The 15545-nt window shown below is 65.1% G+C and carries 11 protein-coding genes and 1 tRNA gene; 4 read left to right on the forward strand and 8 right to left on the reverse strand.

Features of this window, described 5'->3' with window-relative positions; genetic code table 11:
• Positions 1-38: 38 nt before the first annotated feature.
• From PV761_RS21225 to PV761_RS21260, 8 genes are all read right to left on the reverse strand, one after another.
• Positions 39-794: an ATP-binding cassette domain-containing protein gene (locus PV761_RS21225; RefSeq protein ID WP_347899592.1), complete on the reverse strand. Its 756-nt coding sequence runs from the start codon at positions 792-794 to the stop codon at positions 39-41.
• On the reverse strand, positions 791-3586 hold the full coding sequence (locus PV761_RS21230) for an FtsX-like permease family protein (protein ID WP_347899593.1): 2796 nt from the start codon (positions 3584-3586) through the stop codon (positions 791-793). The genes PV761_RS21225 and PV761_RS21230 overlap by 4 nt, the downstream gene beginning before the upstream one ends.
• Before the next feature lie 208 nt (positions 3587-3794).
• Positions 3795-5384: a phosphoglycerate dehydrogenase gene (serA, locus tag PV761_RS21235; RefSeq protein WP_028271613.1), complete on the reverse strand. Its 1590-nt coding sequence runs from the start codon at positions 5382-5384 to the stop codon at positions 3795-3797.
• Positions 5385-5525: 141 nt separating this feature from the next.
• Positions 5526-6551, reverse strand: a complete 1026-nt coding sequence (ilvC, locus tag PV761_RS21240; protein WP_028271612.1) for a ketol-acid reductoisomerase — start codon at positions 6549-6551, stop codon at positions 5526-5528.
• 79 nt (positions 6552-6630) lie between these two features.
• The gene (ilvN, locus tag PV761_RS21245; RefSeq protein WP_028271611.1) at positions 6631-7143 is read right to left on the reverse strand and encodes an acetolactate synthase small subunit; all 513 of its coding nucleotides are present in this window, start codon (positions 7141-7143) and stop codon (positions 6631-6633) included.
• 2 nt (positions 7144-7145) lie between these two features.
• Positions 7146-9047 carry an acetolactate synthase large subunit gene (locus PV761_RS21250; RefSeq protein ID WP_028271610.1) on the reverse strand — a complete coding sequence of 634 codons (1902 nt, stop codon included), beginning with the start codon at positions 9045-9047 and terminating at the stop codon, positions 7146-7148.
• 299 nt (positions 9048-9346) lie between these two features.
• A complete protein-coding gene (gene ilvD / locus PV761_RS21255; protein ID WP_347899594.1) occupies positions 9347-11068 on the reverse strand; it encodes a dihydroxy-acid dehydratase in 1722 nt (573 codons plus the stop codon).
• Between the two features lie 142 nt (positions 11069-11210).
• Positions 11211-12134: a LysR family transcriptional regulator gene (locus PV761_RS21260; RefSeq protein ID WP_028271608.1), complete on the reverse strand. Its 924-nt coding sequence runs from the start codon at positions 12132-12134 to the stop codon at positions 11211-11213.
• Positions 12135-12271: 137 nt separating this feature from the next.
• On the opposite strand from PV761_RS21260, the gene PV761_RS21265 reads away from it, so the two are divergent.
• From PV761_RS21265 to PV761_RS21280, 4 genes are all read left to right on the forward strand, one after another.
• Positions 12272-12835 (forward strand): hypothetical protein, encoded by a 564-nt coding sequence (locus PV761_RS21265; RefSeq protein WP_347899595.1) that lies wholly within the window; start codon positions 12272-12274, stop codon positions 12833-12835.
• A gap of 75 nt (positions 12836-12910) precedes the next feature.
• The gene (locus PV761_RS21270) at positions 12911-13957 is read left to right on the forward strand and encodes a hypothetical protein (RefSeq protein ID WP_347899596.1); all 1047 of its coding nucleotides are present in this window, start codon (positions 12911-12913) and stop codon (positions 13955-13957) included.
• Positions 13911-15137, forward strand: coding sequence for a PQQ-dependent sugar dehydrogenase (locus PV761_RS21275; RefSeq protein ID WP_347899597.1), 1227 nt, complete (start codon positions 13911-13913; stop codon positions 15135-15137). Before PV761_RS21270 ends, PV761_RS21275 begins: the two co-directional genes overlap by 47 nt.
• Before the next feature lie 106 nt (positions 15138-15243).
• Positions 15244-15319: transfer RNA gene (locus tag PV761_RS21280), tRNA-Lys, on the forward strand.
• Positions 15320-15545: the final 226 nt, after the last annotated feature.

Genomic DNA, 15545 nt, shown 5'->3' on the forward strand with positions numbered 1-15545 from the left:
GGTGCGGGCCGGGAGCTGGTGGAACGCTACCCCTAAATCTAGATCAGTTCGGTCAGGGTATCGCTGAGCCGGACAAGTTCGTGGTCATGTGACGCCACCAGCACGGCAATTCCGTCGGACGTGGTGTCCTTCAGGATGCTGATGATGCGGTTGGCCGAGGTACGGTCCAGGCTCGCCGTCGGTTCGTCGACCACCAGGACGCGGGTGCCCAGGATCAGGGCACGTGCGATCGCCACGCGCTGACGCTCGCCGCCGGACAGCTGGGCCGGACGGTGGCGCATCCGCCGCCCCAGGCCGACAAGGTCCAGGAGGTCCTTTGCCATGTCGCGGCGCTGGTCCACTTCGCCGTCCGGCACGGCCGGCAGCAGGACGTTCTCCAGTGCGCTCATGCCGTCAATCAGCGCGCCGCCCTGGTCGACGTAGCCGATCAGTGCCCGGCGGCGGTCGGCGATTTCGTCGTCGCCCATGCTCTCGAGGGACTGGCCCTCCCAGTACACCCGGCCCGACGTCGGCAGGGTAAGGCCTGCTCCGACGGTCAGGATACTGGTCTTGCCGGAACCGCTTCGGCCGGCGACGCAGTGCATTTCCCCGGCGTGGATGGTCAGGTCAAAGCCTTCGACGACGTTGACGGCGTCGGCTCCGCCCTTCTGGCCGCCGTAGCGGATGGTGATGTTGCTCAGTTCCAGCGGGGTCCCGTGGTCTGCGGCCTTCAGGATGGTGTTGGCACGGGTCTGGAGCGAGCCGTCCCCGGCGTCATCCTGGGGAATCCGGTCGAGATTCAGGTCGTTGTTCATTGGACCACTTTCGTTGCAATTGGAATCCAGCAAAGTACAGCCACGAGTCCGGCCAGGGCGGCCCAGAGCGCGGCATAGGGAGCGAGCAGGAGGCCGATGCCGAGGGCGCCGACCACGCCCAGCGGCAGGGCCACCGTGCCCACGAGGGCGTTTTCGAACAGCCGGACCTGGCCGAGCATGTCCGGGTTCCAGCCCATGGCTTCGAGCGTGCCGAGGTACTGGCGCTTGGCCTGGAGCTCGAAGCGTCCGGTGACAAGGGTCAGCACCAGGCCCACAGCTACGCCGGAGAGCGCCAGGACGATGCTGGGCAGCGCCACGCTGGCGGCAGCGAGGCCGCTGAGGGCACTGGCGCCGGCGGCTCTCGGGATGTCGATCAGCAGGGCGATCAGGCCGCCGACGGCCGCACCAAAAACGCCTACTGCCACGGCCAGTGAGATGGTGTTGAATTTGTTGGTGCTCAGCTGGCGGTTGGCGAACGTGAGCGGGGAGTCGACGGCGATCAGCCGCTCGTCGTGCTGCGGCTCCTGGTCGATCTCGTCACGGTGCCTCAGCTGCCGGGCCGCGAAGTAGGCTGCGGCAGCGTAGAGCACCAGCACAGAGGCGGAAACAATGACCGTAGCGAGGTTCCAGCTGACCAGGCTCAGGATGGTGCCGGCAATTGCCAGCATGGCAGCTCCCACGCCGAACTCGGCGAGGACCCAGCTGCGGATCCTGTTCTGCGTCCAACCCATGGCCCGCAGGGTGCCGGCCTCGCGGCGGCGCTGGCGGATGTAGCTGACCGTGGAGGCACCGGTCAGCAACGCGGCACCGCACAGGGTGAGGAACAGCAGCGTCACATTGGTTCCGGTCAGGGAACCGGACACGGCGTCGGCCGCATCCTGGCGGACCCACGACTGGGTGACGGTGCCCAGCGGGGATTCCTTGCCGGCGCCGTCTTTGGAGTATCCGGGAACGAAAATGTTGGCGTCTTCACGCGCCGAGCCGGCAACAACCGTCGCTTCGAGGCCCATGTCGCGGATTTCGTCCGCAAGCTTCTCGACCTCCGGCTGGGACTCCTTCCAGCTGCCCGGCGCCTTGGCCTTGACGCGGACGGCGTCGATGACCGAAGCGTTCTGTTCGAATCCCCGGGCGGCGGCGAGGCCGTAGTAGTCGGTGATCGCACCGGCAGACTGGCTGACCAGTCCCGTGGCGCTTAGTGACGGCTTGAGTTCGGTGTTCTCCACCTTCTTGCCCTGGGCGTCCTCGGTCAGGGTGAGCGGCGACGGATCGTAGCCACCCAGGGGCAGCCGGTTGATGTCCCCGGCGGCTTCCTTGACCTTCTCGGCGTCGAACGTGCCGTAAACCATGGCCAGCGGCGCGGCGACCTTGGTGCCGGTCTCCAGGCTGTCGCGGTAGGAACGTTCGTCAACAGGCTCGCGCTGGGTCTGGTCGACGGGCGCTCCGCCGGCACCCTTCTCCGGAAGGCGGTTGACGGTCACCCACTCCCCCGGTGTGGCGGTCTTGTCCACGGCTCCGTTGCCGGCGGTGGCACCGTCGGTGTACTTGGGGGCGGACGCGAAGGCGGTGCTCCACGTTGCCGGGTTGTAGAGGCCCTGGCTGAAGTTGCCGGTGTTCCCCAGCAGCTGGGAGAAGTCCTGCGAGCCCGGCCAGGACAGGGCGAACGGCGACTTGGAAACGAACGGAAGGTAGTCCTTGTCCAGCGAACGGGTCACTGTGCCCACGTCTTTGACCACGTTTCCGGAGTCGTCGATTTCCTCGATCTTGACCGAGTACTTGAGGTCGAGGGAGGTGCCGGAGCGGACGATCAGCGGGATCGCCTGGGAATCGGCCGTGAGCTGGCCGGCTCGCTTTGCCTGCTGGTACTGGGTCATCAGGGGTGCCCAGTACTTGAGCTTGACGCCGAGGAAGTCGGGCCCCTCTTCCAGTTCCTTCATGCTGATTCCCGTGGTGAACAGGCTTTCGAAGTGCCGGCCGATCGCTCCGGCGTTCCGTGCGTCTGCCGGCGGCGCCTTTTCGAGCGGTGCGAGGAAGTCGCCTGCGGTGCCCAGGAGGGCCCGCTCGGACACGGGGTCGACGGCGACGACGGACTCCGTCACCTGCGGCGCCAGCGGCAGCGATACCGAGAGGTTGAACAGGTTGTGTTCGGAGCCGCCCGCGGGGGCCGGGAACTTGATGCCCGTTTCCCCGTCGGCGCCCGCGATGCGGATGCTCTTGCCGCCAGCGGTCTGCTCTTCGACGAGCTTGGCCTTGCCGAGGGAACCCTCGGCCATGGACTTGAACAGGGTCTGTTCCGACTGGCCGTCGGAGCTGACGGCGCTGGCCGTCACGCGGTATTTCTTGGCCTCGTCAGTGAGGACCGATTGCGCTGCCGGCCACTTGCCGGGGTCGGTTCCGCCGGGCTCCCCTGCGGTCGCCGTGCCCACCAGGCCGGCGTTGAATCCCAGGTAGTCCATGGCGTCAAGCCGCGGCGCTTCGAGGTTCTGCGATACCCGTGAGACGAGGCTGATGGGGGCCGCCACGGAGGTGCCGGTGAGCTTCCTGATGCCATCCAGCTGATCGAAGCTGATGCCGCCCTGGCCGTTGGCGATTTCCGGCTGCATGAGTGCGCCGCCGGAACCTGCCTTTGCCTGGACGAGGATGTCATAAAGTCCGCGGGAATTCTGGTCGACTGTTCGGTTGAGCGCCGCCTGTGACTGGCCCTGGACGAGGACGGACAGGCACATGGCGACGATCAAAATGGCCGCGGTCAGCAAAAGCACTCGGCTTCTGATGAACCTCTGGACGGCGTTCATTGGGCTCCCTGAAAGCTGGATTGCGTGAGCGCACACCTCTGTCCACACCTAACGGATGTGAAGGCGTCCCCTGCCGGGTGTGCAAAAAATAATGGCCGGTCTGCCGGCCGGATCCGAAAATCGGACCCAGCCATTGTACGCAGACCGGCCAATCATACGTGGCAGAAGTTAACGTCTGTCACGAGAAGTTCACCGAATAGGCGGGATGTCAGTCTTCGAGGTCGACTTCCCGCACCATCTCGGCACCGATGCCGGCCTTGATCGCGTCAAGGACCTGCTGCGGAACCGAGCTGTCAATGGTCAGGAGCGCCAGGACCTGGCCGCCCTCGGCCTGGCGCGCAACCTGCATGCCGGCGATGTTGATGTTGTTCATGCCCAGGATGTGGCCGATGGTGCCGATCACACCCGGACGGTCCGCGTAAGCAACCACCACAAGGTGTTCGCTGATGGGAATCTCCACCTCGTAGCCGTTGACGCCCACGAGCTTCTGGATCTGCTTGGGGCCCGTCAGTGTGCCGGCCACGGAGATCTGGCTGCCGTCGCTCAGGGCACCGCGCAGCGTCAGGAGGTTCCGGTACGACTCGGTTTCCGGCGTGGTGATCAGGCGGACGTTGATGCCCCGCTGCTCGGCGATGACAGGGGCGTTGACGTAGGAGACCTGTTCGGTCACAACGTCGGCGAAGATGCCCTTGAGCGCGGCCAGTTCCAGCACCTTGACGTCCAGTGAGGAAATCTCGCCGGCAACTTCGACGTCGAACTGGGTCAGGGACGCGTGGGTCAGCGCGGTGAAGATGCGGCCGAGCTTTTCGATCAGCGGGATGCCCGGGCGAACGTCCGGAGCAATGACGCCGCCGGCAACGTTCACTGCGTCTGGGACCAGTTCGCCGGCCAGGGCAAGCCGGACCGACTTGGCCACGGAGACGCCTGCCTTTTCCTGGGCTTCGTCAGTGGAGGCGCCCAGGTGCGGGGTCACCACCACGTTGTCCATGTCGAAGAACGGCAGGTCGGTGCTGGGTTCCTTGACGAACACGTCAACGCCGGCACCGGCGATCTCGCCGTCCTTCAGGGCAGCGTGCAGGGCTTCCTCGTCCACCAGGCCGCCGCGGGCGACGTTGATGACGTAGGCGGTCTTCTTCATCTTCTTGAACGCCTCGGCGCCGAGCATGCCCACCGTTTCCGGCGTCTTGGGCATGTGGATGGTGATGAAGTCCGACTGTGCCAGCAGCTCGTCCAGGGTGACCAGCTGCACGCCCAGCTGGGCGGCGCGGGCGGAGGTGATGTAGGGGTCGTACGCCAGGATCTTGGTGTCGAAGCCCTTCAGGCGGGCTGCCACGAGGGCGCCGATCCGGCCGAGGCCGATGATACCGATCTTCTTCTCGTAGAGTTCAATGCCCGTGTACTTGGAGCGCTTCCATTCGCCGTCCTTGAGCGCAGCACTGGCCTGCGGAATGTGGCGGGCCAGGCTCAGGATGTGGCCGACCGTCAGTTCAGCGGCGGAGACGATGTTCGACGTCGGCGCGTTGACCACCATGACACCGGCCTGCGTGGCAGCTTTGATGTCGACGTTGTCCAGGCCCACTCCGGCGCGGGCAATGACCTTCAGGTTCTTGGCCGCAGCGATGGCCTCAGCGTCCACCTGCGTGGCAGAACGGACCAGGATTGCGTCAACGTCCACGATGGCAGAGAGCAGCTGGGAACGGTCGGAGCCGTCTGTCTGGCGGATTTCAAAGTCCGGGCCGAGGGCCTCGACTGTGGCGGGTGAAAGTTCTTCGGCGAGCAGTACTACGGGTTTTGACACGGCTGATCCTCTGCGTTGCAGTCCTGGGGATAAATCAAGTCTAGGCGGACGGAAAGGCCGGGCTCACATTGTTAAGTGTGAACCCGGCCTCACTACTGCCTTGTGAAGGGCACCTGGCCGACGGCCTTGGTGGCGGCAGCCTTAGCGGGCTGCCGAGCCCTCTACGTAGTCCTCGTCCTGCTGCTGCCAGGAGAACAGGCCACGCAGTTCGCGGCCGACGCTCTCGATGGGGTGCTGCTCAGCCTTGGCACGCAGCGCCTTGAACTCCACGCCGCCGTTGTCCTGGTCTTCAATGAAGCGCTTGGCAAACGCGCCGTTCTGGATGTCGCCGAGGACAGCCTTCATGTTTTCCTTCACCTCGGGGGTGATGACGCGCGGGCCGGAGACGTAGTCGCCGTACTCTGCGGTGTCGGAAACGCTCCAGCGCTGCTTGGCGATGCCGCCTTCCCACATGAGGTCAACGATGAGCTTGAGCTCGTGAAGCACCTCGAAGTAGGCGATCTGCGGCTGGTAGCCGGCTTCGGTCAGGGTCTCGAAGCCGTACTGGACCAGCTGGGAGACACCGCCGCACAGGACGGCCTGCTCGCCGAAGAGGTCGGTTTCGGTTTCCTCGGTGAAAGTCGTCTTGATGACACCGGCACGGGTGCCACCAATGGCCTTGGCGTAGGACTTGGCCAGGTCCCAGGCTGCGCCGGTGGCGTCCTGCTCGACCGCGATGATGTCCGGGATGCCGCGGCCGGCTTCGAATTCGCGGCGCACGGTGTGGCCGGGAGCCTTCGGGGCGATCAGGATGACGTCAACACCCTCCGGCGCCTCGATGTAGCCGAAGCGGATGTTGAAGCCGTGTGCGAAGGCCAGGGCCTTGCCGGGGGTCAGCTTGTCCTTGATGGAGTCGTTGTAGATCGAGCGCTGGTGCTGGTCCGGCGCCAGGATCATGATGACGTCGGCCCATTCGGCGGCGTCGGCGACGTTCTTGACCGTGAATCCGGCGTCCTGTGCCTTGGCGATCGACGCCGAACCCTCCTTGAGGGCGATGGTAACTTCAACGCCGGAGTCGCGCAGGTTCAGGGCGTGGGCGTGGCCCTGCGAGCCATAGCCGACGATGGCTACCTTCCGGCCCTGGATGATGGACAGATCAGCGTCGTCGTCATAGAACATTTCAGTCACTTGCGTAACTCCTTTTGAGTGGATTCTCGGGTGTAAATAGTCTGTGGTGTTGCGTTACTGCACGGGCTGTACGTGGCGCCTAGGCGCTGCGCAAGGCCCTGTCGCTCATGGAGCGGGATCCCCGTCCAACGGCCAGGGTGCCGGACTGCACAATTTCGCGGATGCCGAAGGGCTCGAGCACTGACAGCAGTGCGGTGAGCTTTTCGGGGTGGCCGGTTGCTTCAATGACCACCGAGTCTGTGGAGACGTCGACCACTGAAGCGCGGAACAGGTCTGCAGCCTGGGTCACCTGCAGGCGTGTTGCGGCATCCGCACGTACCTTGACCAGGATGTGGTCTCGCTGTACGGAAGATTCTGAGGTCAGTTCAACAATCTTGATCACGTTGACAAGTTTGTTCAACTGCTTGGTGACCTGTTCGATCAGGTCACCGTCGGCGTCGACGACGACGGTCATCCGGGACATGCCCGGAACTTCCGTCGGGCCGACGGCCAGGGAATTAATGTTGAAGGCCCGGCGCGCGAAGAGGCTCGCGACTCGGGTCAGCACACCGGGCTTGTCTTCGACCAGAACGGACAGCGTGTGGCGGGTCATGATCAGTCCTCCTCTTCCCATTCCGGGGTCATGTTGCGGGCGACCTGGATCTGGTCGTTGCTCACTCCGGCGGGCACCATCGGCCACACCATGGAGTCGGGGCTCACTACGAAGTCGATGACCACGGGGCGGTCATTGATCTCAAGGGCCTTCTGGATGGTGGCGTCGATGTCCTCAGCGCGTTCGCACCGGAAGGACGCGCAGCCGTAGGCCTCGCCCAGTTTCACAAAGTCCGGGATGCGGACTGTCTCGTGGCCGGTGTTCAGGTCGGTGTTCGAGTAGCGGCCCTCGTAGAAGAGGGTCTGCCACTGGCGAACCATGCCCAGCGAGGAGTTGTTGATGACCGCAACCTTGATCGGGATCTTGTTGATGGCACAGGTGGCCAGTTCCTGGTTGGTCATCTGGAAGCAGCCGTCGCCGTCGATGGCCCAGACCACACGGTCCGGTGCGCCCACTTTGGCGCCCATGGCCGCGGGAACGGCGTAGCCCATGGTGCCGGCTCCGCCGGAGTTCAGCCAGGCGTGGGGGCGTTCGTACTTGATGAACTGCGCCGCCCACATCTGGTGCTGGCCGACGCCCGCAACGTAAATCCCTTCGGGGCCGGTGAGGGCACCGATGCGCTCAATGACGCGCTGCGGTGCGGTGAGGCCGTCTTCGGGCTCGGTCCACCCCAGCGGATACGTATCCTTCAGGTTGTTCAGGAACGCCCACCAGTTCTCCAGGTCCGGCGTGCCGGAAGCAGCGAACTGCGTCTTCACGGCCTCGGTCAGTTCCGGGATGATCTCCTTGACGGAGCCCACGATCGGAACGTCCGCGGTGCGGTTCTTGGAGATCTCGGCCGGATCGATGTCCGCGTGGATCACCTTGGCGTTCGGCGCGAAGGTTTTCAGGACGCCGGTCACCCGGTCGTCGAAACGGGCGCCCAGGGTGATGAGCAGATCGGACTGCTGCAGCGCGGTAACGGCGGACACCGTGCCGTGCATGCCCGGCATGCCGACGTGCTGCGGGTGTGAGTCCGGGAACACGCCGCGGGCCATCAGGGTGGTCACCACCGGTGCGCCGGTGATTTCGGCGAGCTCCCGCAGTTCCGCCGAAGCATGCGCCTTGACCACGCCGCCGCCGACGTAGAGGACGGGCTTGCTGGCCGCAGCAATCAGCTTCGCTGCTTCGCGAACCTGCTTGTTGTGGCCGCGGACCACCGGGCGGTAGCCGGGCAGGTCGATCTTCGGCGGCCAGGAGAACGTCATCTGGCCCTGCTGGGCGTCCTTGGCGACGTCCACCAGCACCGGACCGGGACGGCCCGTGGAGGCGAGATGGAATGCCTCAGCCATGACATGCGGGATGTCATTGGGGTCGGTCACCAGGAACGAGTGCTTGGTGATGGGCATGGTGATGCCCACGATGTCAGCTTCCTGGAAGGCGTCCGTGCCGATGACACCGCTGGACACCTGGCCGGTGATGGCCACCAGCGGCACGGAATCCATGTGCGCATCCATGATGGCGGTAACGAGGTTGGTGGCGCCGGGACCCGAGGTGGCAATGCAGACGCCCACCCGCCCGGTAACCATGGCGTAGCCTTGCGCGGCGTGGCCGGCTCCCTGTTCGTGACGGACCAGCACGTGATTCATGCGGGAGGCCATCAAGGGGTCATAGGTGGGCAGGATCGCGCCACCGGGCAAACCAAAAATATCGTCCACGCCGAGTTCTTCGAGCGAGCGGACAATAGCTTGTGAACCGGTCATCACCGTCGGGGGTACGACGTTGTTCGGTCCGAGTACAGGAGAGACAGCAGCAGCGTGCTCGACGCCGGCATCGGCCGTGCGGTCGGCGCGTTCCGGAGCTTTGGGGGCTCCAGCGGACTTTGTAGCCATCAGCGAGGGGCTGATCGGCGATCCTTTGCTCATCGGACTCTTCCTTTGTGGATCTTTATTAGCGGGTAAATCTCATGACGGGTTCAATATGTGGAACAAATAAAAAAACCCCTCAGCCGTGAGGCTCTTCGAGGGGTTTGCGCGTGACGGTTCGTTACCAGTCGGGCTATTGAGCCACGCGCTTGGTAAGGACGACGACTGCCTCTGCAGCAGCGAAGCTAGTAACGAATGCGATCATGCGTTCAGTTTTCCCTCTGGTGAGAAGCGTGTCAACGACGACGGTACGCATCTCACTATGTGGACGCCGTTGTCCACGGATTGGGCTGCGGGTACTACCCGCAGTATGCGCCGGTGGAGGCGCTGTGCACCAGCTTGGCGTACTTGGCGAGCACGCCCTTGGTGAACTTGGCAGGAAGCGGCTCCCAGCCGGTCTTGCGGGATTCCAGCTCGGCCTCGTCGACCAGGAGGTCGAAGGTTCGCGCGGCGATGTCGACACGGATCCTGTCGCCGTCCTGGACGAAGGCGATGGGGCCGCCGTCGGCTGCTTCCGGGGCAACGTGGCCGATGCACAGACCGGTGGTCCCGCCGGAGAAGCGGCCGTCCGTCAGGAGCAGAACGTCCTTGCCGAGGCCCGCGCCCTTGATGGCGCCGGTGATCGCGAGCATCTCGCGCATGCCCGGACCGCCCTTCGGACCTTCGTAGCGGATGACGACGACGTCGCCGGCTTTGATTTTTCCGTTGTCCAGGGCATCCAGGGCGCCCTGTTCGCGCTCGAAGACGCGGGCGGTGCCCTCGAAGACGTCGGCGTCGAAACCGGCGCTCTTGACGACGGCGCCTTCCGGCGCCATGGAACCGTGCAGGATGGTGATGCCGCCGGTCTTGTGGATCGGGTTGTCCAGCGCACGAAGAATCTTGCCGTCGAGGTCCGGCGGGTTGATGGACTCGAGGTTCTCGGCAAGGGTCTTGCCGGTAACGGTGAGGCAGTCGCCGTGCAGCAGTCCGGCGTCGAGCAGTGCCTTCATGATGACCGGCACGCCGCCGATCTTATCCACGTCGGTCATCACGTAGCGGCCGAAGGGCTTGAGGTCGCCGAGGTGCGGGATCTTGTCGCCGATGCGGTTGAAGTCGTCGAGCGTCAGTTCGACTTCGGCTTCCCGGGCAATGGCGAGCAGGTGCAGGACGGCGTTGGTGGAGCCACCGAATGCCATGGTCACGGCAATGGCGTTCTCGAAGGCCTTCTTGGTCATGATGTCGCGGGCAGTGATGCCAAGGCGGAGCAGGTTGACCACCGCTTCGCCGGACTTGCGGGCGAACTCATCACGACGGCGGTCTGCCGAGGGCGGGGCAGCGGAGCCCGGGAGGGACATGCCCAGGGCTTCGCCGATGCAGGCCATGGTGTTGGCCGTGTACATGCCGCCGCAGGCGCCTTCACCCGGGCAGATGGCCTTTTCGATGCGTTCCAGGTCTCCGAGGCTCATCTTGCCGGCGGCGCAGGCACCCACGGCTTCGAAGGCGTCAATCAGGGTGACTTCCTTCTCGGAACCGTCCTCCAGCTTGACCCAGCCCGGCATGATGGAGCCGGCGTACAGGAACACGCTGGCGAGGTCCAGGCGGGCAGCTGCCATCAGCATGCCCGGGAGGGACTTGTCGCAGCCGGCCAGGAGCACCGAGCCGTCGATGCGCTCGGCCTGCATCACGGTTTCGACGGAGTCGGCGATGACCTCACGCGAGACCAGGGAGAAGTGCATGCCCTCGTGGCCCATGGAGATGCCGTCCGAGACGGAGATGGTGCCGAACTGCATGGGGAAACCGCCGCCTGCGTGGACGCCCTCTTTGGCGCCCTGGGCCAGCCGGTTCAGGGAAAGGTTGCAGGGAGTGATCTCGTTCCACGAACTTGCCACGCCAATCTGCGGCTTCGCGAAGTCGTCGTCGCCCATGCCCACGGCGCGGAACATACCGCGCGCGGGGGCGGCGTGGATCCCGTCGGTGACGACCCGGCTGCGGGGCTTGATGTCAATCTTGTTCTCGATTGCTGCTTGGGTGTCCTCACTCATGGGTCAAAGTCTATGACTCCGATCGGGACGCCAACGACCCGGAGGGGCCCGTTAAGCCGAAAACCGGGAATATTTCGATCAAATAGTGGACTCTCGTCTCGAATAATGAGATCGGCTGAGGCCCGAGCTGCCTTGGATTGTGTCAGGCATCACGGAGGCCGGCGGCATCGATTGATGCAGCTTCGGCCTCCAGCATGGACAGGACCTGCGCGATTGTGGTCCGTGCCGCCACATCCGGGCGGGCGAGCGCCACGATGCTGCGGCGGGCAGTCACCCCGAGCAGCGGGCGCAAGACGAAGCCGCGCTCCTGGTTCCGCAAGGCGGTGTACCGGGGCAGCAGGCTCAGCCCGTGACCTGCACTCACCAGTGCCTCCAGGACGCGAAGATCGGGAAACAACTGCGCGCGTACCGCCGGCGACCCTGCCTGGACCTCGATCTGGCGCAGTACCGTGTCGAAGGGGAAACCCTCCGGGACGCCCATCCACGGAAAACCCACTACGTCGCCGGCGGTCAGCGAGGACTTCGCCGCCAGGACGTGGCCGGCCGGCACGGCGACGTCCAGCGGCTCGTTCAGCAGGGGAACCACCACGAGCCCCTGCCGGGCGAAGACATCGGGACCATCAACGCTGTGGGCCAGGACGATGTCGTAGTCGGCGGCCAGGGCAGCGAAGCCCGCGACGCCGGGGTCCTCGAAGGAGGCCTCGAACCGGAGTCCTTCCACCGCCTTGACGCGGTGCAGGAGACCGGGGAGGAACATTTCCGCCGCACTCGGAAAGAAGGCTGCCTTGACGTGCGTCTGCCAGCCCTGCCGGTATGTGTCGATGGTGGCTTCGGCGCGGGCCATGGCAGTGGACACATCCGCCGCGGCCGCCGCCATCGCGCGCCCTGCCTCGGTCAGGCGCACTCCCCTGCCGGACTTCTCCACCAGGACAACGCCCAGTTCGTCCTGGAGGGTCTTGAGTTGCTGGGAAACGGCCGACGGCGTCACCTCCATGGCCTCGGCGGTGGCGCCCACGGTTCCCCGGTCCGAGAGTTCACGGAGAATCCGGAGCCGTTTCAAATCCATGAAGCGAGGCTACAGGACAGTGTTGCAGGACAGTGCCCGCGCACTGAGCCCGCATGCAGCCCGGACATGACAAGGCATCCTGCGCCGGCTCTGGTAGCGTGCAAGCCACCCTGCCGGTCGACCATCAGGACTTCACTGTGAACAGCAAGCCCGTGCCGGTCAACCCGGACGCGACCAACCCGGAATCGGACACTGACGCCGCTCCCCCGCTCAGCAGCGAAGAGCTCAAGGCCAGGCTCCGCGCCGTTTTTGATCACCAGATTCCCAACTACGGCGACTACAACCTCGTCTGCGGCTCCAACAGCTTTGAGGGTGCGGGTGCTGCGGCCCGGGGCTGGGCTCCTCCGCGCCGGCGGAGCTTTGTGATCGGCTATCGCTGGCATCCGGCCGAGATCATCGTGGCCCCTGTTGATGAAAAGTCCCTGGCCGCGGCCGGGGTTCCGGTGGCGATCAACATGACAAACCTTTCGCATGCCCTCCGGCTGCCCGCCGTCAAGTCTTCGCTGGGCGGTTACGAAGTGGCCGCAAGTACCGGGAAAGCCTTCCGTTTCGGGGTGGAAAACAGCATGCGCCTGGCTTCGCCGCCGGGAGGACCGGCTCAGCGGGCCGGTCGCGGGACCCGGAGCATCGAACAGGCCGACGACGCCGCGGACTTCCATGAATTCATGGCTGACTTCATCCGGCGCGGGCTGCCCCTCTGAACCTTTACAGCCCTAATCACACCGACGTAACGTCAAGCAACGGCAACCTTGCCTTATGGACAGAAGGGCTCTGCTATGGACTGGATTATCTGGGTCATCGTCATCGTGGTCATCGTCGGAGTTGTGTGGTGGCTCCTGAACCGCAACAGTTCAGGAAATACCACCGGAACATCGACGCCCTCCGATGCCGGCGTGTCCGTTCCACCGTCAGGGCAGGCAGGAACTCCGCGGCCCGTTGCCGGCGCACCGGCCGGAGGCAGTGCAGCACCTTCGGCAGACGCAGCCGCCACCGCCGGGATGCCGGGTGCCGCAGGGTTCAGCTCGGCAGCCAAAGCCGCACCGATGAGGTCAGCACCGGCAGCGTACGCACCCGCCGGTGGAGATGTGGATGACTGGGACGAAGACTCTGCAGCCACGACGGCGGCGCCCGCCGCGGGTATGGCAGCGGTGTCCGGCGAAGCAGCCGTGTCCGACAAGGCAGAGTGGGAGGCGCAGTGGTCCGAGGCGGCAAGCACGCCGCACGCGGCGGAAGCCCACGCCGAACCGCACACCCTGGCGGCCCCGGCTCAGGAATCAGCAGGGGAATCCCTGGCCGCCGGGACGGCTACCGCGGCACCTGTCCATCACCCCGAGTACACGGAGCCGCATTCTCCCACGCTCCCCGGCGCCGAATCCGCCGCAGCGGAAGACGTCCCGGAAGCAGCTGTCCAGGAAAAAGAAGTCCAGGAAAAAGAAGTCCGCACAGAAGGAGCCGGGGCGGAACTGCCACCGGCCGGCGGGACCGGGCCAGCCGTTGCGAGCGACACACGAGCCCCGTCCGAGGGGGATGCCGAAACCATGCAGGCGGCCGCCTCGTCAGCCGCGACTGAAGGGTCCGCAACCCACACGGCCGAACCCGCCGGACACCTTGCGGCAGACAAACCGTACGGGGAAGGCTCAGCCGCCCCGGGTCCGGATGGCAGCGCACCCGAGGGCTACACGGTCAAGGGCAATGCGCAGTCGATGATCTACCACGATGAAACCAGCCCGGCCTATGAGGAAACCGTAGCGGAGGTCTGGTTCGAGTCGGCAGCCCATGCCGAAGCGGCCGGCTTCCGTGCGCCGCGACGGAGCCGGCACTAGGTCCGGCATCCGGAGGGCCGCCGTCACCATGAACCGGGACAAGGAGCGGCGCCGACCCGGGCCGGAGCTCCTGCTGCGGCCCGTCACCGCCGTCGGGCCTGTCACCGCCGTCGTGTCGTTGCTGGCGCTGGTTGCCTGCACCGGTGGCGGCAGCAGCATCCCCACGGGTAACGCCGGTCAAGTCACAGGCAGCAACAGTGCGGGCCAGGAACCCCGGGTGCTGCGGACAGTGGAGGGGCTGCGCCTGCCATGGTCCACGGTGTTCCTGCCGGACGGCACGGCCGTTATTTCCGAACGGGACAGCGGCGAACTCAAAGCGGTCCGGGACGGGAACACAACGGCACTGGGGAGTGTCCCCGGAGTAGTCCCGGGCGGTGAAGGCGGCCTCCTTGGGCTGGCGGTGTCGCCGAACTTCGCTTCCGACCGGTCACTTTTCGCCTATTTCACGGCCCGGTCCGACAACCGGATCGCCCGGCTCACACTGACTGAGCGGGTTCCAGGGGGCGCGCTGGAGCTGGGCACGCCCGAGACGATCTTCGCCGGCATCCCGAAGGCCTCGACCCATAACGGCGGCCGCATCCGTTTCGGACCGGACGGGAACCTCTATGTGGGAACCGGAGACTCGCAGCGCCGCGACCAGCCCCAGGATCCGAACGCGCTTGGCGGGAAGATCCTTCGGATCACCGAAAAGGGCGAGCCGGCGCCCGGCAATCCGTTCGGAGACAACCCGGTCTACAGCCTCGGCCACCGCAATGTGCAGGGGCTCGACTGGGACGACGCGGGCAGGCTCTGGTCCAGCGAATTCGGTCCGAACGTGGATGACGAACTGAACCTGATCCAGCCCGGCGGGAACTACGGGTGGCCCGAGGTCACCGGAGCTCCGGGAAAGGCCGGCTTCATTGACGCCAAAGTCGTCTGGCCGTCCACCGCGGAATCCTCTCCGAGCGGACTCGAGATCGTCGGCTCCACAGCGTATCTGGGAGCGCTGCGGGGCCAGAGACTGTGGGCAGTCCCCCTCGCCGGTGAAAATGCAGGCAATCCTGTGAGCCATTTCACAGCGCGGTTCGGGCGCATCCGCGACGTTTCGCTGGCCCCGGACGGCACCTTGTGGATGCTTACCAACAATCAAAACCCTGATTCCGCGCTGATTTTGGCGCCTCCGGGCAGCCCCGGAGGCTGATGCAGGCGCCGATTTCACACCGGGCTAAAACTCGTGTAGAGTTTCATGTCGTTGCGGAGATGAACGAGGGAAACAAAAGCCATCGGGAAGAACCAAAACAACAGCTGCACCTCTAGCTCAACTGGCAGAGCAATTGACTCTTAATCAATGGGTTCCGGGTTCGAGTCCCGGGGGGTGCACCAGAGAAACCCCGTCGTCACAGGCCACAAGCCGTGAAGGCGGGGTTTCGTTTTGCCCGAAAACAGTGCATCGGGCCTGGCCGCAATTCTTTAGGAAATATTCACCTTAAGCATCGGAGAACCTGCGCGGCACTGGATAGAGTGACGTCACTACTAGTGTCCCGCGCCTGAAATTCGGTTCAGAAGTCGGCCGATGGATTCGAGGATCTGTTCTGCTGTCTTGGTCCAG

Origin of the sequence: Arthrobacter sp. CC3, assembly GCF_039907775.1 — a bacterium.
GTDB lineage: Bacteria > Actinomycetota > Actinomycetes > Actinomycetales > Micrococcaceae > Arthrobacter.